The following is a 25,314-nucleotide window of genomic DNA, read 5'->3' as shown; positions in this document are numbered from 1 at the left end:
GCGGGAAGCTAACACCAAGACCCCGAGTGGTCAAGAAACCGGGGATTCCCCGGTTGTGCGGGCCGTCTTCAGGAGGACCGGTCGCTGACCCCCATGGCCAGGGGCCGGACCATCAGCCCGTAGAACATGTCCAGGTACCGGGCCGTCTCCTCGCGCTCGATGTTCGTGATGTACTTCCAGAATCCGTAGACCCGCGACAGGGCCAGCAGACGCTGGGCGTAGAGACCCCACGTGTAGTGCTCCTGCACCCGTTCGTAGGCCGCCCGCGACGTCCGGTTCCACAGATCGGGGTCCTGTCGGCAGGAGTCGACGAACTGGGCCATGAGCTCCGCGGCGCGCCCGCCGTGGTTGGGGTCGATGTGGAAACCGTTGCGACCGTCCTGGATGATCTCGAGCGGGCCACCGTAGCGCGTGGCGAAGACGGGCAGACCACTGACCATGGCCTCGATCACCGTCAGCCCGAAGGCCTCGAACAGCGCCGGCTGCACGAACATGCCCTTGCGCTCGGCCACGTAGCGATAGAGCTCGCCCACGAAGGTCTTGTCGGTGAGCATGTTCGCCCACCGGACCTGCCCGTCGAGATCGTGGTCGGCGAACAGTCGGTGCAGACGTTCGATCTGCGCCCGCTCGTCGGCGTCCCGCGACCACGAGGGATCGACGAACCCACCGACCACCAGCACGTTCGCCCGCTCGCGCAGTTCCGGGCTGTGCGCGTACCACTCGACGAAGCCAGCGATGTTCTTGATCCGGTCCAGTCGCGACAAGGTCATCAGGATCGGTTTCGTGCGGTCCTCCAGATGGCCGAAGCCGTCCTCGCCCGACGGCCCGAAGATCATGCGGTCGAGCTCGTCGTGCATCGACTCGACCCGGCGCTCGGCCTCCCAGTACGGGAAGAACACGTCCTCGGCCGCCCCCGGCGACACGATGTTGAACTTCGGGTCGAAGGGATCGATCCCGTTGTTCACCCGGTACAGCCCGGGCAGCGTGTAACTCTGGTAGCTCTCGTACTGCCCGACCGTCTGGCGCGTACCGGCGATCTCCTGATAGGTGCTGGTGATGATGAAGTCGGCCGAGTTCATGGCCATGAGATCGACCGAGTACTGCGTGGCGAAGTGGTGTTCGTCCTCGTGGTCGCGCCAGTACAGGTCGCTGTGCAGGTACTTGGTCTTCTCGAGCGCGTGGGCGATGTTGCACTGCGTGACCTTCAGCCGCTTCGACAGCAGCGTGGCCACGAGGTTGCCGTCGGAGTAGTTGCCGATCAGCAGGTCGGGCCGGCCGCCGAACTCGGCGCTCAGCACGTGCTCGCACTCGATCGAGTAGCGCTCGAGGTAGGGCCAGATCTCGAAGCGAGAGATCCAGTGCTGCAACACCTCGCCGTTCTCGTCGCGGAAGGGCACGCGCACGATCCGCGCGTGCTCGGTGCCCAGGATCGGCTCGACCGGATGATCACAGGTCGTGCCCTCGGCCTCGGGGATCAGCCGCGTGAGCACGATGATCTGCGGTTGGACGTCCAGGCCCTGCTGACGGATGCTGTGCCGCATCTCGCGCTCGAGTGCCCGCACCTGGTCGAGGATGTAGACGACCTGACCGCCGGTGTCGGGCTTGCCCAGCACGTCGGCCTGGCCGAACCAGCCGTGCGGCGACAGGATCGCCACCTTGAAGATCATCGGGATGCGCCGCAGGAAGCGCTCGAGCGGCTCGGGCGACGGCGCCTCGAGCACGTCGACCAGCAGCTCCATGGTCGAGCGCGCCTGCTCCAGCGTTCGGCCCCAGCCGACCTCGAAACCCATGGAGCTGAGCACGTCGGCGTGGTCGGACCAGAGGGCCTCGCTGGCCTGGATCTCGATCCACTCGATGGCATCGCGCAGCGCCGACACCATGGTCGTGAGGTTCGGGATCCGTTCGTTCAGCATCACCGGCCGGCCCTCGATGCGGTGCAGGCGCAGGAAGTCGAAGATCGCCTGGGCTCCGGGCCCCTTGTCGTCGAAGACCCGCCGAGCGAGGTGCCGGTTGAGAAACTCCACGCCGCGGCCGATCGAGCGGGCCTCGCTGAGGCGCGGAAATCCCCGCTCGAACGGACCGAAGTCCACTTCCAGCGGCCAGGCACTCGGAGGACCACCGTTGACCGCGCGTTCCTTGGCGTCGAGGTACTCGGCGACCTCGACCTCACGCACCCACATCTCTTCGCAGTGGATCTGCAGGTGCTTCCACTGCGCGACGCGGGGACGCATGGCCAGCCACAACGTGCGCCCGCGGACCACGCCCTCCTGCGCGGTGAGCAATGCACGTGCGAGCCGGGTCTCGCGGAGACCGTCGTCCTTCTCGGCGGCGAAGCGCTCGAAGGGTTCCACCAGATCGGTCCGGAGCAGCAGCACGCGCTCCGCGGTCACCAGACCCCGGAAGAATCCGTAGAGCCGTGCCCGGTGGGCATCGACATCGCGCTGGAGATCCTCGCTCATGAGCCTTCCCCTCCGTCTCCGGCGCTCGCCCGCAGGGCTTCGCCACCGGCCTCGTCATCCACCCGGATCTCGCCCAGGAAGTCGTAATGGTCGATGCCGTCGATCACGGCGTGAACACCGGTGGCCTCGGAGAAGTAGACCCGGGGCCGCCCACGCAGGTTGCGCAGCTCGGAAGAATGATCGGCGACGACCACGCCCAGGGTGTCGCCCAGGAGCATGTCCTCGTCGATGCCCGTCCGGCCCACCACCAACACGCGGTCCGGCCAGAGTTCCCACTTGTACGACAGGAATCGCAGAGCGCGACCGGGCGAGGCGCGCGAAGGGACCACGTCGAGGAACGATCCGTCGCTGAGCACGCACTTCGCCGGCAGGCGACTCTGGCGCAGCGCCCGCCGGATCTTGCGCAGGCTCGGGGCCTCTTCGTCGTCGAGATAGAAACTCACCTTGAAGTGACGCTGCTCGGTCTCGGGCTGCAACGTGATGCCCGGCATCGAGATCAGTGCCTTCTGGATGGCCCGCGCCTGCCAACGATGGTCGATGTGTCGTGCCCAGGAGCGATCGGACACCCGCTTGCGGCCGTAGACGATCTCGGTACCGGCGGCCGCGATCATGAAGTCGGGAACGGGGACCTGCAGGTCGTGCAAGAGCTCGGCCGCGGCATCGGGACGGCGACCGGTCACCACCCCGAGCGCGACGTCGGCCGAAGTCTCGCGCAGGCGCTTGACCAGGTCCAGCACTCCCTGCTTGTCCTCGGTGAACACCCCGTCGAGCTCGATCACGATCGCCCGCTCGGCGCGCTTGAGGCGCTCGGGCGCCACGGTGGTGATCTCCGACCGGGGGCGGGATCCCAGGATGACCCGGCGCACCTCGTTCACCAGGCTGTCGGCGTGACCGTCCCAGCCGTAGGTGCGGCGAGCGCCCTCGATGCCCGACCGCGACATGGTCTCCCAGGTCTCGCGGTCGCCGACGATCTCTTCGATCCCCCGGGCGATGTCGGCGTCGTCGAAGGGATCGACCAGGAGTCCGTTGCGGCAGGCCTTGATGATGTCCCGCGGACCGCCGTCGTGCGTGGCCACGATCGGCACGCCGCTGGCTGCCGCCTCGATCAGCGTGAGACCGAAGGGTTCGGTGAGAGCGGGGTTCACGAACACCCCACCCGTGCGAGCGGTCCATCGGTAGAGTTCCGGAACGTCCTCGGGGCGGTGCGACTTCGGGTACGCCACCTGCCCGTAGAGGTCGTGCGCGTCGATCAACAGGAGCAGCTCGGTGAGGACCTTCCGCGGGGCCTTCCCCATTTCGCGGATGTCCTCGCGGCCGCCCGCGAGGATCGCCAGGTTCGTGCGCTCTCGCAGCAGATCGCTGCTCGCGTAGGCCCGAACGAGCGCGGCCAGGTTCTTGCGCTCGTCGGCACGGGCCAACGCCACGATCAGAGGACGCTCGGGATCGCGGAGGAAGCGATCGAGTTCCCGAGCGATGGCGGGCTTCGGCTCGTCGTCACGCGGCGGCCGGAAGCGCGACAGGTCCACGCCCGGCGGGATCACCTCCATGCGCTCGGGCTCGTAGTGGTCGTAGAGCGCGTACTGCTCCTCGACCTCCTGCTCGGTGCTGGTGGTGACCACCGATGCGGTCTCGAGCGCGATCTCCTCGGCCTCGATGCGCATGGGGAAGTTGAACTGCCGATCGATGGTCTCGGCGTCGGACTTGCCCTTCAGCATCCGCATGCGCTTGACGCGTCCCAGCGAGTGGCCCGTGAACACGAAGGGCACGCCCAACAGCCGGGCGATCTCGCTGCCCACGTAGCCCGCGTCGGCGTAGTGGCCGTGGACGACGTCGGGAAGCTCGCCCTGGGTGCGCAGCAGATTCATGGTGCGGTCGACGAACTCGTCCAGGTAGGGCCAGAGCCGCTCCTTGCGCAGGTAGCGACGCGGCCCGCAGTCGATGCGCACGATCTCGGCGTTGCCGGCCAGGGCCTCGCGCTCCTCGGCGTAGGAATCGTCGACGTTCGGGCCGTGCACGCGCCGGGTCAGCAGCTGCACGCGCCGTACGTCGGAGTGCTGGGCCAGGGCCCTGACCTGCTCGATCACGTAGGTGATCTGGCCGCCGGTGTCGGCGTCGCGCCCGAGCTCGATGTCGTAGCCGCGGACCAGACCGTGCAGACTCAGGCTGAGGACGTGCAGTCCGTGTCGCAGTCGCGAGACGTCAGCGGACATCGTCGGACTCCCAGCTGGCGCGCACCCGCGCGTAGTCGGCTCGGTCCGGGAGCGTGGCGCCCTGGCGTTCACACACCACGGCGGCGAATTCGTTCGCGCGCCGCAGGGCGACCTCGACGGGCCAGTCGTCCAGCAGACCGATCAACGTGACCGAGGCGAAAGCATCGCCGGCGCCGACGGGATCGACGAAGTTCTCCACCGTGGCCCCCTCGACCGAGGCGGCACCCGCCGTCGCGTCGACGGCCAGGGCTCCGTCGGCGCCCAGGGTCACCACCAGCCGCTGCAGATCGTTGTCCCGGAGCAGCCGCTCGGCGGCGGCGAGGAGCGCGCCGCGGTCGCGCGCCGTCGTCCCGGCGAGCTGGTTCAGCTCGTCGGCGTTCAATTTGACCCACGTCGCGTGCTCGACGGCCTCCCGCGCCCGCTCGAGGGGGGTGTGGGGCGGCCGCAGGTTCACGTCGCAGAAGACGGGAACCGACGTGGACTCGCGGATCCGGCGGAAGGCCCGCCGGCTCTCGTCGGCCCGGAGGGCCAGGGTCCCGTGGACCAGACAGGCGGGCTCGAGCTCGTCCACCGCGGCCAGGGCGGCCTCGGCGTCGACGTGGTCGTAGGCGACGTCCTCGACGATGTCGTACTCGACGTCGTGGCCGTCGACCCGGGCGTGGACGACTCCCGTCCCGTGCCCCGGGTCCACCTGGAGTCCCACGGTGTCCATGCCCCATTCGTCCATGGTGGAATCGATACGCCGCCCGCGCTCGTCGTCGCCGCGCGCTCCGACGAAGCGCGGCTCCCGGCCGAATCCCTGCAGGTGCCACGCCACGTTGAACGGCGCGCCACCCAGCACTTCGGACTCGCCGTCGAAGACGTCGTAGAGGGCTTCCCCGAAAACGATGGGCCGCGGCATCGACATTGCGTGGTCCATGGTCTTTCGTACGGTGGGTCGGAAGGCCGGCGCTTCCGCGCCGAGCCCATCGAATGACCCTAAGCCACTGGACGAAGGCGTCAAGGGATGGACCGCAAGCGCCTGCTGGCGAGCGACATCGACGGCACACTCATCGCACCCGGAAACTCGGACCCGGAGGCCGTCGAGGCCTTCCGCCGATGGCGTGAGACCCAGACGGATCTGGCCCTCGCCTACGTCACGGGGCGCGGCTTCGAGAACGCGCTCGCGACGATCGAGCGCGCGGGGCTGCCGTGGCCCGACGCCGTGGCCAGCGCGGTCGGCACCAGCGTCCACTGGCGCCGGGGCGGCACCTGGGAGCCCGACGAGGCCTACTCCACCCAGTTGGCCGCGGCCCTGGGCGTGTCGAGCCTCGACGAGGCCGACCCCGTGATCCTGGCCCACGACGGCGTCCGGCGGCAGGCCCCCGAAGAGCAGTCCCGCTTCAAGCGCAGCTTCCTGCGCGAGGACCGCGACTTCGGCGACGATCTGGCCCGCGGGATCGGCTCGGCCCTGCTCGGGCGCGGCCTGCGGGTCAATCTGGTGCGCAGCCTGGATCCCTGGACGGGGCACGGTCTGCTCGACGTCCTGCCCCGGGACACCGACAAGGCCCGCGCGGTCGAACACCTGCGCGCCCGGATCGCCCTCGACATGGACGCCGTGGTCTTCGCCGGCGACTCGGGCAACGACGTCGCGGCCCTCTCGCGCCCGTGGTGGTCGATCGTGGTCGGCAACGCGGGTGAAGAGGTCCGTGCCCACTTCCGCCCCGGCAGCCGGGCGAGCGAGAACACGATCCTCGCGAAGGAATCGGTGCTGCGCGGGGTGCTGGAAGGTCTGCACCGGATCGGCTGGATGGACGAGCTCCCCGCCGGCTGAACGCGAAGCGGCCCCACCACCGGTGGAGCCGCCTCGTCGTGATCCGGAGCCTTCGGACCGCGCTCAGATGATCTCGGTGTAACCCTTGAGCTTCCGGCTACGGCTCGGGTGCCGCAGTTTGCGCAGGGCCTTGGCCTCGATCTGGCGCACGCGCTCGCGGGTGACCTTGAAGATCGTGCCCACTTCTTCGAGCGTGCGCGGCGTGCCGTCACCCAGCCCGAAGCGCAGGCGGATGACCTTCTCCTCGCGCCGGGTCAGGGTGCTGAGCACCCGGCTCATACGATCCTCGAGCATGGCGTGCGCGGCCTGCTTGGCCGGGCTCGGGGCCGCGGTGTCCTCGATGAAGTCACCCAGATTGCTGTCCTCGTCCTCGCCGATCGGGCGGTCGAGCGACACCGGTTCCAGGCTGGCCTTCATGACCTGCTTCACCTTGTCGGTGGGCATGTCGAGCAGCTTGGCCATCTCCTCGGCCGTGGGATCGCGACCGAGTTCCTGGAGCAGCTGACGGCTCACCCGGTTCACCTTGTTGATGGCCTCGATCATGTGCACCGGCACGCGGATGGTGCGCGCCTGGTCGGCGATCGCCCGCGTGATGGCCTGGCGGATCCACCACGTCGCGTAGGTGGAGAACTTGTAGCCCTTGCGGTAGTCGAACTTCTCGACGGCGCGCATCAGACCGCTGTTCCCCTCCTGGATGAGATCGAGGAATTCCAGGCCCCGGTTGGTGTAGCGCTTGGCGATGCTGATCACGAGGCGGACGTTGGCCTCGATCATCTGCTTCACGGCCTGCTGGAGTTGACGCTCGCCGGCGTCGATCTCGAGCACGAGCTCGTGCAACTTCGCGGAGTCGATCCCGATCTCGTCCTCGATCTTGCTGATCTTCGAACGCAGCGAGCGGATCTTGTTCTGGATGTCCACGAGGTCCTGGACGTCCATGCTTCCCTTGTCGGGGATCTTCACCGTCTTGTGTTTGCGCTTCTGGGCGTTGCGGATGGTCTCGGCCAACTTCGTGGCGTCGAGGCCGCAGAAGTCCTCGCACTGCGCGATCTGCTCGCGGGTGCGTTCGATCTTGCCCATGACCGTGCGCAGAGCGTTGCTCATCGACTCGACCTGCGCGGTGCTCAGCTTCAGCCCGACGAACTCGTCGAGGATCTTCTGCTCGCGGGTGTCGATCTTCTTCTCGAGGGTCTTGCGACGACCTGCGGTGAGGTCGTCGTCCTCGAGCTCCCTGCGGGTCTCGCGGATCTCGGCCTGCCACTTCTCGATCCGGTCGACGGCGCGGGTGATCCGCTGACTCTCCTTGCGCGCCGTCGTGTTGACGTTCCAGCTACTGGCGTCGGTCTGGATGACCTCGTCGACGACCAGCATGTCACGCCCGAGACGGTCGGCCAGGCTGCGCAGCTCGTCGAGCGTGTGGGTCGACTGCAGGATGGCCTTGACCACCCGCAGCGTGCCCTCTTCCATGCGCCTGGCCAGACGGACCTCGCCCTCGCGGTCGAGCAGCGGGACCTTTCCCATCTCGCGCAGGTACATGCGCACGGGATCGTCGTACTTGACGGTGCTCTTCAGGGATTTCTTCTCGGCCTTCAACTTCTTCGCACGGCGACGCTCCTTGAGCTCCATCTTCTGCTTCGCCGTCGACTCGTCGTCGAAGTACTCGATCCGCAGATCACTGAGCCGGTCGTAGATCCGATCGGCGTCCGTGACCTCGAATTCGTCACCGAGGAGCTCGTTGACCTCGTCGTGCAGCACGTAGCCACCGCGACGCTTGGCCTGCTTCTGCAGCTCCTTGATCAAACTGTCGATTTGCGTCTTGTCCATCGGCTCGGTTTCCCCCCGTGCGAACGGGTCAAGAGGGATCCGTCGGGTGTGACGATGCGTCGTCTCCGTGCCGGTTGCGAGCGAGTCGATCCTTCCACTCGTCGCTACCGCTACGGTACGCCGCGTCGATGTCGTCGCGCTCCTGTCGGGATCGGGCGCGGTGGGACAGTCGCTTCTCTGCTTCCAGAAGGGCGTCGATCTCGGCGACCGGGTCGAGACCTCCGCTGTCGGGAGCCGGTTCGATCTCGCTGAAGAGACCCGCCAGAACGGGCTCGAGTTCGGTGCCCTCGACGCCGAGTTGGTGCACGGCGGTGACGGCGTCGACCTCGGGCGCGACGGCGGCCAGTTTCTCGGCGAGTGCGGCGTGTGTCTCCGAACGCCAGGGTCCGGGACGGCCGCGCTCGAAGAGATGGCGTCGCGCGCGACGCGAGGTCAACGCGAGGGCGAGCAGGTGCCGCTCGGTGGCAGGCGCGGCCTCGGGGGTGTCGGTGGAATCGGGAACGGCGTCGGGCGCGGGCTCGTGCCTCCGACGCGACGTCGAGGCGAGCAGGGCGTGGCGACTGACACCGAAGGCGTCGGCAGCCTCGGCCAACAGGAGTTCGGAGCGAACGGGATCGGCGATGTCCGCCGCGACGCCTCGCAGGTGTGTGAGCGCACGCTCACGCAGCACCCGACCGCCACCGCGCTCGTCGACCTCTTCCCGCATGCACTCCACGAGGCCCGGTGCCTCCTGCAGCGCTTCCTGCACCTCGTCCCCCTTGCCCGCGGCCAGAAGGTCGGCCGGATCGTGACCCTGCGGCAACCGCACGATGCGTGCGTCGATGCCGGCAGCCATGGCGATTCCCGCCGATTTGAACGCCGCCTTGCGTCCAGCCGTGTCTCCGTCGAAGACCAGGACCACCTCGAGCACCCATCGCTGCAACATCCTGGCCTGTTCGGCCGTGAAGGCCGTGCCACACGTGGCCACGGTCTGCGTCCAGCCAGCCTGATGGAGTGCGAGCGCGTCCAGGTACCCTTCGACGAGAACAGCCTTCCGGGCGCGGACCATGGCGGACCGGGCCTCGGGCAAGGCGTAAAGGGTCTGACGCTTCCGGAAGACGGAGGTTTCGGGCGTGTTCAGATATTTGGGCTCACCGGGCCCCAGGATCCTGCCGCCGAACCCGTAGACCTTCTGGGCTACGCCACGAATCGGGAATATAAGACGCGATCGGAAATAGGCAAACGGCGGCCGGCCCTCGCTCCGGCGGACCAGAGAGGTCCCGAACAGGGCCTCCGTGTCGACTTTCGCCTCTTTCGCGGCTCGCAGGAAACGGGAACCGTCGGCGGGCGCCCATCCCAGGGCGAAGGACTCGATCGTCTCCGGCGCGAGACCGCGCTCGCGGGCGTAGGCGCGGGCCTTCTGACCCTCCGGCCCGCGGAGCTGTTCGGCGAACCACTGCTCGGCCCAGGCGTTGGCCTTCAGGGCGCCCTCGCGCGGATCCGGACCCGCGTCCTCGCGGTCGGTCACCGACCGCTGCAGGTCGATTCCCAACCGGTCGGCGCACCACTCCACCGCCTCGGGGAACGACATCCCTTCCTTGTCCATGAGGAAGCGGAAGACGTTTCCGCCGCGCTGACACCCGAAACAGTAGAAGATCTGCCGGTCGGTGTTCACGTGGAAGCTCGGGGTCTTCTCGTTGTGGAAGGGACACCGCGCCCAGTACGAACCGCCCTTGCGCGTGAGCGTGAGGAAATGGCCGACGACCTGCTCGATCGCAGTGTCCTCGCGGATCTTGTCGATGACGTCGTCGGGAATGCGGCCGCGCATCGGCACCTCGGTCCGAAGGAGCACGCCGGGCGAGAGCGGGCTGGGCGGGAGACGTTCTCATGGTAGGCGGGCCCACGGCGCTCGCCAGGCACGAATCTTCGTCGCCCCGCTCACAGTTCGACGACGGTCACACCGTCGTCGTGGCGTCCCCCACCGCCGAGCCGGGAGCGGCGCACGCGCGGGTCGTCGCGCAGCCGTTCGCCGATCACCGCGCGGAGCCGACCGGTTCCCTTGCCGTGCACGACCTCGAGTTCGCGCATGCCCGTCACCAGACAGCGATCGACGGCGCGGTCGACCAGACGCCATGCGTCCTCGACGTCGTAGCCGCGTACGTCGACCCGGGTGGCGGCCAACGGCGACGCATCGGACAGCTGGGTGCGGATCGTGCCTTCGCGGGGCGCGCTCTCCACGCGGGCTTCCTCGTCGTCGGGTGCGGCCAGTTGATCGACCCGGGCCACGACGCGGGCGCCGCCGATCTCGAGCCGCACGCGGTCACCGCGGACCTCGACGATCCTCCCCACCGAACCCAGATCGGTGTGGCGGACCACGGCCCCCACCTCGACCCGCGGCGCACGCCGGGGCAAGGAGGTCGCACGCTGCCGCTTGCGCTGTCGCTCCCGGAGTTGCTCGGACCGCTGTTCGATCTCGTCGCGCGCGGTGCGCGCGGCCTCGACCGATTCCTCCGAGCCCCCGGCTTCACGGATCTCCTGGAGCAGCCTCTCGACCCGACGCCGTGCGTTGCGCACGATTCCCTCGGCCTCGCGCTCGGCCTGGTCCAGTCGGTCGCGACGGCTCTGCTTGAGTTCGCGTGCGAGGCGGTCGTAGTGCTGTTGGCTCAGCCGGCTGCGATCGAGCTGTTCGGTGAGTTCGACACGCCGGGACTCGGCCTCGGCGCGCGCGGCCTCCATGGAACGCAGCAGTTCGTCGAGGCGGACGCGGTCTTCGCCGAGCAGGGCGCGGGCGCGGGCCAGCACGTCGTCGGGCAGGGTCATGCGCTCGGCGATCTCGAGCGCGTGACTGGCTCCGGGTACGTCGAGCCGGAGTTCGAAGAGCGGTCGCAGCCGTTCCTGGTCGAAGGCCATGCTCGCGTGCCGGAAGCCGGGATCCTCCTCGACCAGCGCCTTGAGCTGTCCGTAGTGCGTGGTCACGAAGGCGCGCCCGCCTCCGCGGACCAGGTCTTCGAGGATCGCACGCGCGAGCGCCACGCCCTCCTCGGGATCGGTCCCCCCTCCGATCTCGTCGAGCAGGACCAGCGAGCGTTCGGTCGCGGTGCCGAGGATCGCGCGCAGGTGCGTGAGATGGGCGCTGAAGCTGCTGAGGGCGTCCTCGATCGACTGCTCGTCGCCCGTGTCCACGAGGACGTGGTCGAAGACGGGCAGACGCGGCGGGTGAGCGCAGGGCAACGGGATCGCCGCCTGCGCCATGAACGCCGCCAGCCCCACCGACTTCAGGGTGACCGTCTTGCCACCGGCATTCGGGCCGCTCACCAGGATCAGGCGGGCATCGTCCAGACGCAGGTCGAGCGGGACGAGTTCGTCGGCCCGCCCGGCACGCGCCAGACTCCGCTGCAGCAGTGGATGGCGGAACCCCTCGATCCGGACCGGAGCCCCCGGCGAGCGCTCCAGACGCGGGATCTCCGCGTGCCGCTCGTGCCCCCACCGGGCGCGGGCACGCACGGTGTCGATCACGACCGCGCGTTCGAAGAGATCGAGCAGGTCCGGCACGTGATCGGCCACGGTGCGGTTGAGCTCGATCAGGATCCGACGCTCCTCGTCCTCGACGGCGATCCGGCACTCGGCGAGCTCGTTGCCCGCCTCGACCACGGCCATCGGCTCGACGAACAGGGTGCCACCCGTGCCGCTGCGGTCGTGGACGATTCCGGGCACCCGGCGGCGCGCGCCGGCGCGCACGGGGATGCACGGGCGCGCCCCGCGCATGACGAGTTCGCCGGACATGGTGTGCCCGCCGGCGGCGGCCTCCTGCATGGAGTTGCGTGCCACGTCGCGGACGCGGGCCTCGGCGGCCTCGGCGGTGCGCCGCAGCGGGCCGAGCCGGGGGCTGGCGGCGTCGCGCAGGCGACCGTCGGGATCGAGTGCGGCCTCGAGCCGGTCGGCCAGCGGCGCCGGGTCCTCCGCCCCACGCAGGGACCGCGCGGTGAAGGTCAACCGATCGCCGAAGGTCCGCACGCCGTGCAGCAGGTCGCTCAGGGCGCGGGCCGTACCGGCCACCGCGGCCAGCTCTTCGCCTCCCAGCGGCCCCGTTTCGGTGCGCTCGTCGCCCAGGATCGCGACCAGGTCCTCGCACGGCGCCAGGGGGACGTCGTCACCGCGGTCGAGGTGACGGAGGATCTCTTCGATCCAGCGGAAGCGCTCGCGGAGGGCCTCGACGTCGTCGACGGGCTCGCTGGCGCGGATCCGGTCGGCGGCCCGCCCCAGCGCCGCGTGTTCGGCCACCGACGCGAGCAGTTGGTCCCAACCGAGGATCCGTGCCGCCCGGCGACCCTCGTCGTGGCGCGTCAACGATCGATCAGGGTTGGGATCCATCGTCGCCTTCGAGTCGTTGCACGGTGTCGTCGACCGTGGCCCGGATCTGCTCGGCCGCGTCGCGCGCGACCGGCTCGACGTGCTCGCGGATCATCTCGAAGAATCCCTCGCTGCCGCCCCACGCGGAACTCGCGGCATCGTAGACGGCGGGGGCGAGGTGGAGTACGGCCGCGGAGATCTCGTCGTCGCGCAGGACCTGCTTCAGGTCCTCGTCGACCGGCAGCGCCAGCAACAGGATCAGCGCACAACTGGCGATGACCAGTCCGAACACGGCGCCCAGCACGGCGCCCCCCGCGCGATCGAGCCAGCCGGTGATCGTGAGCCGCACGATCTTCTGCGACAGCTGCGCCAGCAGACGCACGGCGACCAGTCCCCCGACGATGACCACCACCCACGACCCGAAGAAGGCCACTCGTGCGGGCATGCCCCACTGGTCGTGGAAGATCGGCTCGAGGTCACCGGCCAGCCGCGAGGCGAAGAGGAACACCACCAGCAGGCCGAGCACCTCGACCAGACGACGCACCACGCCCTGCCGCACGCCTTCGATCACGAACCACGTGACCACGACGGCCATGGCGACGTAGACGACCGTCATCCCGCCAGCTTCTTCTTCACGGTCGCGCTCACGCGGCCTCCATCGGCCCGGCCGTCGGCCCGGGCGATCGCGGACTTCATCACGCGGCCCATGTCCTTCATCGACGACGCCCCTTCGTCCGCGATCACGGCCTCGACCAGCGACTCGAGTTCCTCGTCGCTCAGCGGTTCGGGCAGGTAGGAGCGCACGACCGACAACTCGAACTCCTCGGCCGCCGCCAGCTCGTCGCGGCCCGCCTTGCGCGCTTCCTCCAGTCCTTCCTCGCGTTGTTTGGCGTAGGTCATGAGCACGCGCGTGACGCCGGCGTCCTCGGTGGCCTGCGGATCGTCGATCGCCGTCGACTTCACCTTCGAGATCAACATGCGCAGGACCCCCAGCCTGTCCTTGTCGCGCGCCTTCATGGCGGCCTTCATGTCGGACTGCAGACGCTCGAACAGCGAATCACTCATGACCTCTTCCTTCGTTCAGGGCCGCGGCCAGGACGATGGCCGCGGTCTCGGCCCGCAAGCGGAACGGTCCGAGCGTGATCGCGCGGGCCCCGCGTTCGCGTAGCCAGGCCTTCTCTTCGTCGCCGAACCCGCCCTCGGGACCGACCAGCGCCAGGTGCGGCGCGCGGTCCCCGAGCCCGAGCCCGGCGACGCGAGTCTCTTCTTCGACCTCGTCGGCGACGATGACCGTCGCGCCCGTACCATGATCCTCGACCGCGTCGGCCAGGGTCCGCGGCGCGGTCACCTCGACCCGCCACGACCGGCCCGACTGCTTGGTGGCGCTGTCGGCGATGCGCTGCCAACGCTCGATCTTACGCTCGGCGCCGCCGGGCTTCCACTTCACGACGTTGTGGGCCGCGATCAGGGGCACCACGCGGTGCACCCCCAGCTCGACCATCTTCTCCAGCGCCACCTCGAAGTGGTCGCCCTTGAGCAGGGCGAGACCCACCGTCGACCAGGGCGCACCGTCCTCGCGGGGGTCGACCTCGGTCCGCAGGATCTTCGCGTGCACCAGCTGTCTGCCCTCGACGCGGTCGATCTCGGCGTGCAGGAAGCGTCCGGTGCCGTCGGTGCACACGATCGCATCACCCACACGGTGGCGCAGGACCTTGACCACGTGCCGCGCCTCGGGACCCTCGAGCAGGATCGACGAGCCGTGGATCTGACGGGGCTCGACGAATTGCAGCTGCACGGCCTGCTCCTAGTCGTACACGCGGCGTCCCGGCTCGGGAACACCCTTCGACAGGGCGTCGCGCATCTCCTCGAGAGCCTTCTTCTCGCTGCGCCCCAACGACTGCGGCGTCCACCCGATGATCCGCACGAGCTGGTCGCCGCGGCCGCTACCGTGCAGGTGCGGGATCCCCTTGCCCCGCATGCGGAACACCTTGTGTGACTGCGTCCCCGCAGGGATCTTCAGCGCCACGCGACCGTCCACGGTGGGGATCTGCACCTTCGTGCCGAGCGCGAGGTCGACGGTCGACACCGGGACGTTGATCAGCACGTCGTCACCGTGGCGCTCGAAACGGTCGTGTTCGACCTCCTCGATCACCACCAGAACGTCGCCGGGAGGCGCACCGCGTTCGCCGATGTCGCCCTCGCCCTTGAGTGTCAGGTAGTTCCCGGTGCTCACACCGGCGGGAATGTTCACCGTGACCGTGGACTCACCGCGGACGTGGCCGGTGCCGTTGCAGTCGCCGCAGGGATCGGTCACCACCGTGCCCTCGCCGTGACACTGCGGGCAGACCACCACGTTCATGAACTGGCCGAGCAGAGTGCGCTGCACCCGACGGACCTGACCCTGGCCCTGGCACTGCGGACAGCTCTGTGGCTCGGTGCCGCCCCGCGAACCGGTGCCCTGGCAGGTGGAACAGGCCACCTGCTTGCGCAGTTTGATGGTCTTCTCGGCGCCGTTGGCCACGTCCTCGAGCGTCAGCTTCACCTTGATCTGCAGATCGCGTCCGCGCCCGGCGCGCCGGCGCCCCCCGCCGGCCGCAGCCTCGCCGAAGATGTCGCCGAAGGCTCCGCCGCCGAAGTCGCGCATGAACGCCCGGAGGGCGTCGGACAGGTCGAAGTCGTAGCCGGCCGCGCCCCCGAATCCACCTGCGCCACCGAAGCCCTGGTCGGCACCGGCGCCGACGCCGGCGTGACCGAACTGGTCGTAGCGCTGCCGCTTCTCGGGATCGCGCAGCACCTCGTAGGCCTCGGTCGCCTCCCGGAACCGTTCCTCGGCGGTCTGGTCGCCGGGATTCTTGTCCGGGTGGTACTGCACGGCGAGCTTGCGGTACGCCTTCTTGATGGCGGACTCGTCGGCATCTCGGTCGACACCGAGGATCTCGTAGTAGTCTCGCTTGCTCATGCACGGGCTTTCCGAGGTGGGTCCGCGGGCTCGCCGGAACGTCCAAGAAAAGGCCGGTCGGTGCAAGCGCAACCGTGGTTTCCGGTGCCGGGGGACACGAACGGCCCCGGACGGGCGTCCAGAGCCGCGCGCACCGGCCGGAAGGGGATTCAGGCGTCCCGGCTCTGGTAGAGTGTCTGGGCGAATCCGTGTGCGGCCTGCTGGAGTTCCTCGACACAGGCCTTCAACGGCTCCGATTCGTCGCCCACCAGGGCGTCCTCGACGGCGTCGCACAGGCCCTCGAGACCACTGATCACCTGCGAGTCGACACCGCTGCGGCGCGCCGACTCGATCGAGTCGCGCACGTTCAGCAGCAACGATTCGGCCCGATGCTTGAGTTCGGCCCGCTCGCGGCGCTGCAGGTCCTCGTCGTGCCGGTCCTCGGCCTCGCGGATCAGGCGCTGGATCTCGGACTCGGACAGGTTCCCGGCCCCACTGACCACCACGTTCTGTTCGCGGCCCGTCCCGAGGTCGCGCGCCGAGATGTTCAGGATTCCGTTGGCGTCGATGTCGAAGACCACCTCGATCTGCGGCACGCCCTTCTTCGCCGGAGGGATTCCGCTGAGTTCGAAGCGCGCGAGCGTGCGGTTGTCGGCGGCCATCTCGCGCTCACCCTGCACGCAGTGCACCGTGACCGAGCTCTGGTCGTCCTGCACGGTGGAGAAGATCTGCGAGCGCCGCGTGGGAATGGTCGTGTTGCGGTCGATCACCCGGGTGACCACGCCACCGAGGGTCTCGAGTCCGAGCGACAGCGGGGTGACGTCGAGGAGCAGCACGTCTTCGACCTCGCCGTCGAGCACCCCGGCCTGGATCGCCGCACCCATGGCGACCACCTCGTCCGGATGGACACCCTTGTTCGGCATCTTGGCGAAGAGTTCCTCGACCGCGCGCTGCACGGCCGGCATACGGGTCGCTCCACCCACGAGGATGATCTCGTCGATCTGCATGGGCGTCATGCCGGCGTCCTCGAGCGCTGACAGGCAACACTCGAGTGTGCGGTCGATCAGGGGCTGGACCATGCGCTCGAAGCGCGCGCGGGTCACCGTGAGGTCGAGGTGGACGGGATCGCCGTCGATCTGCGCCACGAAGGGCAACTGGATCTGCGACTCCAGACCCGCACTGAGTTCGACCTTCGCGCGCTCGGCGGCCTCCTTCAACCGCCCCTTCACGGCCCGGTCCCCGGACAGGTCGACTCCCGTCTGTTCGCGGAATTCCTCGACCATCCAGTCGATGATCACCTGGTCGAAGTCGTCACCGCCCAGATGCGTGTCGCCGCCGGTGGCGTGGACCTCGAACACCCCTTCACCGAGGTGCAGGATGGAGATGTCGAAGGTCCCTCCACCGAGGTCGAACACCGCGATGTCCTGGGCCTTGCCCCGGTCGAGTCCATAGGCGAGCGCCGCCGCGGTGGGCTCGTTGACGATGCGCAGGACGTCGAGTCCGGCCACGCGACCGGCGTCCTTGGTCGCCTGCCGTTGCGCGTCGTTGAAGTAGGCGGGTACGGTGATCACGGCCTGCGAGACGTCCTCGCCGAGGACCTCCTCGGCGCGGTCGCGCAGCGTGCGGAGGACCATGGCCGAGATCTCGACCGGCGACAGCATCTGGCCCTCGATCTCGACGCAGGCCATGCCCCCTTCGCCCTTGACGACCTTCACGGGGAGGCGCTCGGCGTCCCCGGTCACCTCGTCGAAGCGCATGCCCATGAGCCGCTTGATACTGTAGATGGTGGCGTCGGGACGCGTCGCCAGCTGGCGCTTGGCGACGTCGCCGACCAGCCAGTCGTCGCCGGGACCGAGGCTGACCACCGACGGCGTGGTCCGGCTCCCGTTCGCGTTCGCGACGATGTCGGTCTGACTGCCCTCGAGGACGGCGACCACGCTGTTCGTGGTCCCCAGATCGATGCCGATGACCTTGCTCACTTCGCCCTCCGGTCCGGGTCCGCCACTGCGGTCCCATCGGTGTTCGCCGTGCACGGTTCGTCACCGGGGACCGGAGGGAGCCGAGCCGGCCTACTGGGCGACGACCACCACGGCGGGTCGTAGCACCTGATCCTCGATGCGATAACCCGCCTTGACGACATGGGCGACGTGCTGGCTGGGCACGTCGTCCGATTCGATCTGCGACACGGCTTCGTGCACGTTCGGGTCGAAGGGCTCACCCACCGCTTCGATCCGCGACACGCCGTTCTCCCGCAGCACCTTCAGGAGCTGGTCCTGGATGAGGGTCACGCCCTTGATGAACGTCTCGTCCGGGCCATTCTCGGCCTGGTCGAACGCATCGAGGGCACGCTCGAAGTTGTCGAGCACCTCGAGGAGCTGCTTGAGTACATCTGCCCTAGCAAGATTGATGGACGAATCCAGCTCGCGGCGGGCCCGCTTGCGGAAATTCTCCAACTCGGCCATGGCGCGCATCCACTTGTCGCGATTCGCGTCGGCCTCGGCCTGAAGACGCTCGACCTGGGACTGGAGCTGGACCTCGCGGCTGACGGCAGGTTCTTCCTGCCCCTCGGAATCGTCCTCCGCCGATTGCCCGAGGCTGTCCTCCAGTTCGGCGACCTCGCGTACGTCCACGGAGGGATCGTGCTCGTGGTCGGCGGACTCCGCCTCGGCACCGCTCTCCGACCCGGCCTCGGGGCCGGACGTGGATTCGGGCGCGGCGTCGGTCGACACGCGCTCCTCGGAACGGTCGTGCGTGTCCTCGCTGGACTTCTTCGGATCGTGTCGATCGGACATGGATCGGTTCACTCCTGGTGTGATCGGGAGCCGCGGGTCGGATCAGCGCCGAGCGCGCTCGAGGTGGTACGCGATCAGCCGGATCAGTCCCGCCGTCTGCACGTAGGGCATGCGGCGCGGACCGAGTACCGCGAAGTATCCGACACGATCGTCCACTTCGAAGCGAGTTGCCAGCAGCGAGAAGGGGTGCAGCGCCGGGATCTCGTTCTCGCGGCCGATCGTCAGCGCCAGTTCGCCGGGTGCGGCACCGGTCGTCCGCTCGAGGGTCGTCTGCAGAACCTCGCTCTGCGCGATCAGTTCCAGCAGCGCCTTCAGGCGTTCGGGGTCGGCGAACTCGGGCTGGACGAGGGCCTCCCCCAGCCCTTCGTAGGTGAACTGCAGGAGGTCACGAGGGTCGAACAGCCCCCGGGCCCGGACGGCCACGTCGCGGGCCACGGACTCGCGTTCGGTCGCCGGCTCGGGCAGGAAGTCGTCGAAGTGCAAGCGGACGTCCTCGGGGTACTGACCGACCAGGCGATCGGCCAGGACGGCACTCGCGGCGAACACGGTCTCGGGCACGATCTCGCGGTCGAGGCGCACGAGTTCGGTCCGCGTCGCGCCGCCCTCCATCGAGATCAGGACGAACACGTGCTGCGAGTCACGGTGGTAGAGGTCCACGCCCACGATCCGCGGCGTGCGGTCCCGCGGTCCGCCGAGGATCGCAATGTTGTGGCTGATACGACCGATCACCCGATTGATCGCGTGGAGCACCTGCTCGAGGTCCGCCCCGGCCTCGGCGATGGCCGATTCGACTTCTTGCATCGCCCGCTCATCGACCGGTTGGTCGGCCACCCTCAGCCCGTCGACGTAGGCGCGGTACCCGAGATCGGTGGGGATCCGGCCGGAGCTCGAGTGGGGCTGGATCAGGTAACCCTGCCGCTCGAGTTCGCCCAGGACCGAGCGGATCGACGCGCTCTTGATGTCGAGCATGCCGCTCGCTTCGATCATGCGGCTGCTGATCGGCTCGCGGCGCTGGATGAAGAGCTGCACCAACGCCTGCAGGACCTGAAGATGTCGATCACGGGCCGGACGTGGCATGGCCACCTCGGGGAGTCGGGTGCGTCTGCGAGGGGAACATATCCACGGCGGGGACGCTGTCAAGCGGCGGACTCGACTGCCAGCTACGCGCAAGTGCTTGTCAGTCGGTGAGTTGGGCGACGATCTGATCGAGCACCAGCCAGCCCGTGGGGGTCGCGGCCCAGCGGTCGCCGCGCCGGGTCAGCAAGCCGGACCGGGCCGCCTCGTGGCACCAGCGGTCGCGCTCGACGAGCCAGGCGGTCGGCACCCCCTCGCGCCGGCGCAGCCCGAGCAGGATTCGCTCGCGACGAACGGCGGCGTGGTCCAGACGTTCGTCGACCTCTGTCTCGAGCCTGCCGGTCTCGACCGCCTCGCACCAGGCGCGCGTGTCGCGGAGATTCGACCAGCGGCGCTCCGGTTCGTAGGAGTGTGCCGACGGACCGAGGCCCAGATAGGCCTCGCGCGCCCAGTACCGCGCGTTGTGCTGCGCCTCGAAAGGCGCGAGCGCGAAATTCGACAGCTCGTAGGCCTCGAGCCCCCGCGCGGCCAGACGGTCGACCATCTCGAGGTAGCGATCGGCCTGCTCGTCGTCGGGCGTGGGCTGCCAGCGTCCCGACGCCACGTCCCGCCCGAAGCGCGTGGTCCGGTGGATCTCGAGCAGGTAGGCCGACACGTGCACGATCGGCAACGCGGTGATCGCCTCGATCGAGGCGGCGAGCTTGCGACGGTCGTCGGCCGGCGTGCCCACGATCAGATCGGCCGACACGTTCTCCACCAGTGAACACGCCAGATCCAGCGCCCGTAGATTCGACCGCGGAGTGTTCAGGCGGCCCAGGAAGGTGAGCACGTCGGGGTCCATGCTCTGCACGCCCACGCTCAGGCGATTCGCCCCGGCCTCCACCCACGGGCGCAGGCTCTCCGGCCAGGCGCTCTCGGGGTTGACCTCGACGGTGACCTCGGCCTCGGGTTCGAGGCGAGGCACGACGTCGTCGGCCAGCCACGTCCCGATCCGCTCCCGCGCCCCGGGGGGAAGCGCCGAAGGCGTCCCGCCGCCGAAGTACACGCTGGCCACCCGTTCGGCCCGCCCCCGCTCCCGGTGCAGGCCCCACTCGCGGACCACCGCGCGCGCCCAGCGCTCGGGCAGCTCGGGGTCGCGATTCACGAAACACGTGAAATGACAGTAGGGGCAACGTACGTCGCAGAACGGAACGTGCACGTAGAGCGAGTGCGCGGTGCTCACGGCGTCGTCCTCGCCCGGCCCGGCCTCAGTGGATCAGGTCGAAGAGCCGCGAGAAACGGATGGTGTTGGCGTCCGGATCCCACGACCAGTAGATGAAGATCGCCTTGCCCCGGATCTGGGTGTGGTCGACGAAACCCCAGTAGCGCGAGTCGCTGCTGCGATCGCGGTTGTCGCCCATCATGAAGTACTTGCCCTCGGGCACCAAGATCGGCCCGAAGTTGTCGCGGTTCGGGCTGATACGGTCGCCGTCGGCGAGCTTCACGTAGGGTTCCTCCTGCCGCTCGCCGTTCACGTACAGGACCTTGTCACGGTACTCGACCTTGTCGCCCGGCACGCCCACACACCGCTTGATGTAGTCCTGGCTCGGGTCCTCCGGGAATCGGAACACGATCACGTCCCCGTGTTCCGGATCGCGGAAGCCGGGAAGACGGATCCCACCGGTGAAGGGGATCTCGGCGCCGTACAGGAACTTGCTCACGAAGAGGTGGTCGCCGACCAGCAGGGTGTCCTCCATCGAAGGGCTCGGAATGCGGAAGGCCTGTACGCCGAAGGTCCGGATGACGAGCGCCAGCGCGACCGCGGTGAGGATCGCCTTGCCGTACTCCAGCCAGACGGGTTCGCGCCGTCGGACCTCGCGGCTCCCGGACACCTCGCCGGACTTGCCGGCGGGAGCGGCGCCCTCGGCCGCCTTCGAATCGGTCACGTGTTTCTCCTGCTCGCCCGGGCGGCGGCGTCGCGCATCGCCCATCGGTTCACCGTTCGACCTTGAGGACAGCGAAGAAGGCCTCTTGCGGGATCTCGACGCTCCCGACCTGCTTCATACGCTTCTTGCCCTCTTTCTGTTTCTCCAGGAGCTTCCGCTTGCGCGTGACGTCACCGCCGTAGCACTTCGCCGTGACGTTCTTGCGCAGAGCCTTGACGTTGGTGCGGGCGATCACCCGGCCGCCGATCGCGGCCTGGATCGCGATCTCGAACATCTGTCGAGGCAGCATCTCCTTGAGCTTGCGGCAGAGATCGCGACCCCACTCGTAGGCCTTGTCACGGTGCACGATCACACTGAGTGCGTCAACGGGATCACCGTTGAGCAGGATGTCGAGCTTCACCAGATTGCTCGCCTCGTAGCCCAGGTACTCGTAGTCGAGACTCGCGTAGCCGCGGCTCACGCTCTTGATCTTGTCGAAGAAGTCGACCACGAGCTCGGACAGGGGCATCTTGAAGTCGATCTGGACGCGCATCTCGTCGAGGTAGTGCATGCCCGTCTGCTCGGCCCGCCGTTCGAGCGAGATCGACATCATGCCGCCCACGTACTCCTTGGGAGTGATGATGCTCGCCTTCACGAAGGGTTCGGCGATGGTCTCGAGCGAGCCGGGCTCGGGCATCTCGGAGGGGTTGTCGACGATCACTTCCTCGATCTCGCCCGTCTTCGTCCGTAGCTGCGCGTGGTACTCGACGTTCGGGAGCGTGGCGATGAGGTCGATGTCGTACTCGCGCTCGATCCGCTCCTGAACGATCTCGAGATGAAGAAGACCGAGGAATCCGCAGCGGAAACCGAAGCCCAACGCGGCACTCGTCTCGGGCTCGAAAGCCAGCGCGGCGTCGTTCATCTTCAACTTCTCGAGCGCGTCCTTCAGACCCTCGTAGTCGTCGGCGTCGACGGGATAGAATCCCGAGAAGACCATGGGCTTGGCCGGGACGTAGCCGATCACCGGCTCCTTCGCCGGGTGGTCGGCCAGCGTGATGGTGTCGCCCATCTGCAGGGCGGCGACACTCTTCGCGCCCGTGGCCAGGTAGCCGACTTCGCCCGCTTCGAGCGACTCGGTGGCGTACTGCTTGATCCGGAAGAAGCCGACCTCCATGACGTCGTGCTTCTGGCCACCGCCCATCATGAGGATGTCGTCGCCCGCCTTCACCACGCCGTCCACGACGCGCACGTAGGCAATGGTACCGCGATAGGCGTCGAAGATGCTGTCGAAGACGATCGCACGCAGCGGCTCGTCGCGGTTCGGCGCCGGTGGTGGGACCTGCTGGACGATGTGCTCCATCAGGTCCTCGACGCCCTCGCCCGTCTTCGCGCTCACCCGTGCGACCTCGTCCGGCAGGCACCCGATCAGGTCGCAGATCTGCTCGGTGACCTCTTCGGGGCGCGCGCTCGGCAGGTCGACCTTGTTGATCACCGGCACGATCTCCAGGTCGTGCTCCACGGCCAGGTACAGATTGTTGATGGTCTGCGCCTCGACCCCCTGGGCCGCGTCGACCACCAGCAGCGCACCTTCGCACGCGGCGAGGCTGCGGCTCACCTCGTGGTGGAAGTCCACGTGGCCCGGCGTGTCGATCAGGTGGAAGACGTACTTCTCGCCGTTCTTCGCCGTGTAGTCGATCCGCACCGGGTGGCTCTTGATCGTGATTCCGCGCTCGCGCTCGAGGTCCATGGAATCGAGCAGCTGTTCGCGCATGTCGCGCTCTTCGATCGCACCCGCGCGCTCGAGCAACCGGTCGGCCAGCGTGGACTTGCCGTGGTCGATGTGCGCGACGATGCAGAAGTTCCGGACCTTGGCGGGATCGATGGACATGCTCACCTGGTGTCGGCCGCCGTGGGGTCGGCGGCTCGTCGAGGGGCCGGCGGAGAGGCCACCGGTCAGAAATCGAAGTTTAGCCGGAGCGCGAAGCCATCGCCAGATCCACCGCTCCGGGTCCACTCCCGGTCGAGATCCGGCGTCGGAGGGTCGTCGTCGTCGAAACCGGCCAGTTCCACGCTGACGTAGGCGTCCAACGCCACGATCAGGAATCCGGCGGCGCTCCACCAGACGAAGTCCCGGGCCCGCTCGCGGTGTTCGGTCACGTACTCGTCGCGGGCGGCGCGGAAGGTCGAGCCGATCGCCTCGCGGTCGCGCCGCACCGATTGGCGTTCCACCCGGCGCGATTCCATGAGGATCGAGCCCAGGAAGTACATCTGCGTGGCGAAGGCCACGGTGCCCCAGAACGGGACGTCGGCGTAGAGCTGCCCCCATCCGGGCACCACGAGCGACATGAAGATCGCCGCCGTGCTGCTCCGCTGGGCCTCGCGCAGGCCGTCCAGGGCCTGTTCGCGGCGCTCGCGCTCGGCGGCCTCGGAGGGATCGAAGCCGTCGCCCGACTCGGGGGGTTGGTCGGACTCAGGGGGTTGGTCGGACTCGGGGGGTTGGTCGGACTCGGGTTGCGGGTCCTCCGTCGTCTGCTCGTCGGGGTCCGTCGCCTGGGCCAGCATCAGCGGCGTCGCCGCGATCTCGTGCCGCGTCGCCGGCGACGCGAGGGCGGTGTGCACCGGACCGGCCGGCAGAAGAACCGCGAGGAGGATGCTCAACAGCCGCTTCACGCGTCGTCGCCCAGTTCGAACGTGCGTGCCACGATGGCGCGGGGATGGTCGGGCGCGACCACCAGTTGCAGTGCGCGGGACCGGATCCGGACCGAGTGCTCGCCCTTGGTCAGCTGGTGCACCTCGCCGTCGACGTGCACGCGCGTGTCATGTGCGAGCTGGATCCGGAAGTTGCTCAGCTGCTCGTAGGTCACCGCCGGGTGGTCCAGGTGCTTGCCCGTGCGGGCCCGCGGCACGAGCCACGGGATCTGCCAACGAGGCAGGGCCTCCACCATGCAGACGTCCAGCAGACCGTCGTCGACCCGGGCGCGCGCCGTGAGACGGAAGCCGCCCCCGCTGCGATCGCCGATCGCCACCTCGATCAGCGTGGTGATCCACGTCCCGGAGTGCTGCATGCCGTCGATGCCGAGCGTGAGCGGTTCGTGCGTCCACCACGCGCGCAGCGTGGCCAGTGCGTACCGGGCCAGTCCCGTGAGCGGACCGGTCCGGTGCGACCAGTAGCAGGTCTCGGCGCTCAACGCGAAGCCCACCGTGTTGAGGAACACGTGTGGACCGATCGACCCCACGTCCCACGGCAACGGCGTTCCGTTCTTGATCGCTTCGAGACTGGCGAAGGGGTCCCGCGGCATGCCCAGCTGTGCCGCGACGTCGTTTCCCGAGCCGAAGGGGACGACGCCCATCGCGACTCCCTCGCGCTTCACCAGCGCGGCCCCGATCTCGTGCACCGTGCCGTCGCCACCGATCGCGATCACCAGCGACCCCTTCGGGAGCGGCAGGCCCTGCAACACCCGCGCGGCGTGTCCCGGACCATCGGTGATGTAGAGTTCCAGACCCGGCCACAGCACGACCAGGCGTTCGCGCAAGGGAACCAGCCGTCGCCGGACCGCGCCCTTGCCCGCAGCGGGGTTCGCGAAGGCGACGACCTTCGGCTCGTCCTCCGGCGCGCGCTCCTCGGCCTGGCTCTCGGTCTCGGGGGTCTCCGTATCCGGAGGATCGAGCGTGAGCGTGTCTTCGGCCAACGCAGGACTCCACGGCGACGGGAACGCACCGGCGGGCGTGCCGATCGGACGGTCGGATCGTCGGGTGGCCGGCCCACGGCTCGGCGGCCGCCGCGAGCCTCGGTTCGTGGGTGGCGGGAACGTGTGGGAATCGAACCCACCTCGGACGCGAACGCCCGACCGCAGGATTTGAAGTCCCCGGGGCCCACCAGGACCCATCCGCTCCCGCATGCCGTCCGACGCCGGGTAGCGGCAGTGTAGTGGCCCTCCGGGAGCGATGCACGGGGAAAGTGCCCGTAGGACGTT

19 protein-coding genes and 1 tRNA gene are annotated in these 25,314 nt (G+C 68.6%); 1 reads left to right on the top strand and 19 read right to left on the bottom strand.

The window, feature by feature from the left end; genetic code table 11:
• Positions 1-68: 68 nt before the first annotated feature.
• From VKA86_09305 to VKA86_09295, 3 genes are read right to left on the bottom strand one after another with little or no spacing between them, the layout of a single operon-like run.
• The gene (locus tag VKA86_09305; GenBank protein ID HKK71403.1) at positions 69-2,459 is read right to left on the bottom strand and encodes a sucrose synthase; all 2,391 of its coding nucleotides are present in this window, start codon (positions 2,457-2,459) and stop codon (positions 69-71) included.
• Entirely contained in the window at positions 2,456-4,669 is a 2,214-nt protein-coding gene (locus VKA86_09300) for an HAD family hydrolase (protein ID HKK71402.1), read from the bottom strand. Before VKA86_09300 ends, VKA86_09305 begins: the two co-directional genes overlap by 4 nt.
• Entirely contained in the window at positions 4,659-5,588 is a 930-nt protein-coding gene (locus VKA86_09295; protein HKK71401.1) for a PfkB family carbohydrate kinase, read from the bottom strand. Before VKA86_09295 ends, VKA86_09300 begins: the two co-directional genes overlap by 11 nt.
• A gap of 87 nt (positions 5,589-5,675) precedes the next feature.
• On the opposite strand from VKA86_09295, the gene VKA86_09290 reads away from it, so the two are divergent.
• Entirely contained in the window at positions 5,676-6,482 is an 807-nt protein-coding gene (locus VKA86_09290; protein ID HKK71400.1) for an HAD-IIB family hydrolase, read from the top strand.
• Between the two features lie 63 nt (positions 6,483-6,545).
• Here the strand turns inward: VKA86_09290 and rpoD are convergent, their stop codons facing one another.
• The 16 genes from rpoD to VKA86_09210 all read right to left on the bottom strand — a co-directional run bounded on the left by rpoD (position 6,546) and on the right by VKA86_09210 (position 25,235).
• Entirely contained in the window at positions 6,546-8,303 is a 1,758-nt protein-coding gene (gene rpoD / locus VKA86_09285; protein HKK71399.1) for an RNA polymerase sigma factor RpoD, read from the bottom strand.
• Between the two features lie 28 nt (positions 8,304-8,331).
• Positions 8,332-10,110 carry a DNA primase gene (gene dnaG, locus VKA86_09280; protein ID HKK71398.1) on the bottom strand — a complete coding sequence of 593 codons (1,779 nt, stop codon included), beginning with the start codon at positions 10,108-10,110 and terminating at the stop codon, positions 8,332-8,334.
• 110 nt (positions 10,111-10,220) lie between these two features.
• Entirely contained in the window at positions 10,221-12,653 is a 2,433-nt protein-coding gene (locus VKA86_09275) for a Smr/MutS family protein (protein ID HKK71397.1), read from the bottom strand.
• Positions 12,637-13,248, bottom strand: a complete 612-nt coding sequence (locus VKA86_09270; GenBank protein HKK71396.1) for a CvpA family protein — start codon at positions 13,246-13,248, stop codon at positions 12,637-12,639. The genes VKA86_09275 and VKA86_09270 overlap by 17 nt, the downstream gene beginning before the upstream one ends.
• The gene (locus VKA86_09265; protein ID HKK71395.1) at positions 13,245-13,697 is read right to left on the bottom strand and encodes a GatB/YqeY domain-containing protein; all 453 of its coding nucleotides are present in this window, start codon (positions 13,695-13,697) and stop codon (positions 13,245-13,247) included. Before VKA86_09265 ends, VKA86_09270 begins: the two co-directional genes overlap by 4 nt.
• On the bottom strand, positions 13,690-14,427 hold the full coding sequence (locus VKA86_09260; protein ID HKK71394.1) for an RsmE family RNA methyltransferase: 738 nt from the start codon (positions 14,425-14,427) through the stop codon (positions 13,690-13,692). Before VKA86_09260 ends, VKA86_09265 begins: the two co-directional genes overlap by 8 nt.
• Before the next feature lie 9 nt (positions 14,428-14,436).
• The gene (gene dnaJ / locus VKA86_09255) at positions 14,437-15,591 is read right to left on the bottom strand and encodes a molecular chaperone DnaJ (protein HKK71393.1); all 1,155 of its coding nucleotides are present in this window, start codon (positions 15,589-15,591) and stop codon (positions 14,437-14,439) included.
• Between the two features lie 149 nt (positions 15,592-15,740).
• Positions 15,741-17,549 (bottom strand): molecular chaperone DnaK, encoded by a 1,809-nt coding sequence (gene dnaK, locus VKA86_09250; GenBank protein ID HKK71392.1) that lies wholly within the window; start codon positions 17,547-17,549, stop codon positions 15,741-15,743.
• A 90-nt stretch (positions 17,550-17,639) separates the two neighbouring features.
• Complete coding sequence (gene grpE / locus VKA86_09245) at positions 17,640-18,362, bottom strand: nucleotide exchange factor GrpE (GenBank protein HKK71391.1); 723 nt, start codon at positions 18,360-18,362, stop codon at positions 17,640-17,642.
• Positions 18,363-18,404: 42 nt separating this feature from the next.
• Positions 18,405-19,439 carry a heat-inducible transcriptional repressor HrcA gene (hrcA, locus tag VKA86_09240; protein HKK71390.1) on the bottom strand — a complete coding sequence of 345 codons (1,035 nt, stop codon included), beginning with the start codon at positions 19,437-19,439 and terminating at the stop codon, positions 18,405-18,407.
• Positions 19,440-19,539: 100 nt separating this feature from the next.
• Positions 19,540-20,658: a coproporphyrinogen-III oxidase family protein gene (locus VKA86_09235; GenBank protein HKK71389.1), complete on the bottom strand. Its 1,119-nt coding sequence runs from the start codon at positions 20,656-20,658 to the stop codon at positions 19,540-19,542.
• 25 nt (positions 20,659-20,683) lie between these two features.
• Positions 20,684-21,307, bottom strand: a complete 624-nt coding sequence (gene lepB / locus VKA86_09230; protein HKK71388.1) for a signal peptidase I — start codon at positions 21,305-21,307, stop codon at positions 20,684-20,686.
• Between the two features lie 103 nt (positions 21,308-21,410).
• Positions 21,411-23,228, bottom strand: a complete 1,818-nt coding sequence (lepA, locus tag VKA86_09225) for a translation elongation factor 4 (protein HKK71387.1) — start codon at positions 23,226-23,228, stop codon at positions 21,411-21,413.
• Positions 23,229-23,293: 65 nt separating this feature from the next.
• The gene (locus VKA86_09220; GenBank protein HKK71386.1) at positions 23,294-24,010 is read right to left on the bottom strand and encodes a DUF5683 domain-containing protein; all 717 of its coding nucleotides are present in this window, start codon (positions 24,008-24,010) and stop codon (positions 23,294-23,296) included.
• Positions 24,007-25,029: a YegS/Rv2252/BmrU family lipid kinase gene (locus VKA86_09215; GenBank protein ID HKK71385.1), complete on the bottom strand. Its 1,023-nt coding sequence runs from the start codon at positions 25,027-25,029 to the stop codon at positions 24,007-24,009. Before VKA86_09215 ends, VKA86_09220 begins: the two co-directional genes overlap by 4 nt.
• A gap of 111 nt (positions 25,030-25,140) precedes the next feature.
• Positions 25,141-25,235: transfer RNA gene (locus VKA86_09210), tRNA-Sec, on the bottom strand.
• Positions 25,236-25,314: the final 79 nt, after the last annotated feature.

It is taken from the genome of Candidatus Krumholzibacteriia bacterium (genome assembly GCA_035268685.1).
Classification (GTDB): Bacteria; Krumholzibacteriota; Krumholzibacteriia; order JAJRXK01; family JAJRXK01; genus JAJRXK01.
This window is presented reverse-complemented; position numbering and strand designations above follow the sequence as displayed.

Excerpts from the sequence above, each read along its gene's own strand:
- hrcA (HKK71390.1), bottom strand. The coding sequence starts at position 19,439 with ATGCCACGTCCGGCCCGTGATCGACATCTTCAGGTCCTGCAGGCGTTG.
- VKA86_09270 (HKK71396.1), bottom strand. The coding sequence starts at position 13,248 with ATGACGGTCGTCTACGTCGCCATGGCCGTCGTGGTCACGTGGTTCGTG.
- VKA86_09265 (HKK71395.1), bottom strand. The coding sequence starts at position 13,697 with ATGAGTGATTCGCTGTTCGAGCGTCTGCAGTCCGACATGAAGGCCGCC.
- VKA86_09305 (HKK71403.1), bottom strand. The coding sequence starts at position 2,459 with ATGAGCGAGGATCTCCAGCGCGATGTCGATGCCCACCGGGCACGGCTC.
- VKA86_09275 (HKK71397.1), bottom strand. The coding sequence starts at position 12,653 with ATGGATCCCAACCCTGATCGATCGTTGACGCGCCACGACGAGGGTCGC.
- dnaJ (HKK71393.1), bottom strand. The coding sequence starts at position 15,591 with ATGAGCAAGCGAGACTACTACGAGATCCTCGGTGTCGACCGAGATGCC.
- VKA86_09295 (HKK71401.1), bottom strand. The coding sequence starts at position 5,588 with ATGGACCACGCAATGTCGATGCCGCGGCCCATCGTTTTCGGGGAAGCC.
- grpE (HKK71391.1), bottom strand. The coding sequence starts at position 18,362 with ATGTCCGATCGACACGATCCGAAGAAGTCCAGCGAGGACACGCACGAC.
- VKA86_09290 (HKK71400.1), top strand. The coding sequence starts at position 5,676 with ATGGACCGCAAGCGCCTGCTGGCGAGCGACATCGACGGCACACTCATC.
- rpoD (HKK71399.1), bottom strand. The coding sequence starts at position 8,303 with ATGGACAAGACGCAAATCGACAGTTTGATCAAGGAGCTGCAGAAGCAG.
- dnaG (HKK71398.1), bottom strand. The coding sequence starts at position 10,110 with ATGCGCGGCCGCATTCCCGACGACGTCATCGACAAGATCCGCGAGGAC.
- lepA (HKK71387.1), bottom strand. The coding sequence starts at position 23,228 with ATGTCCATCGATCCCGCCAAGGTCCGGAACTTCTGCATCGTCGCGCAC.
- VKA86_09300 (HKK71402.1), bottom strand. The coding sequence starts at position 4,669 with ATGTCCGCTGACGTCTCGCGACTGCGACACGGACTGCACGTCCTCAGC.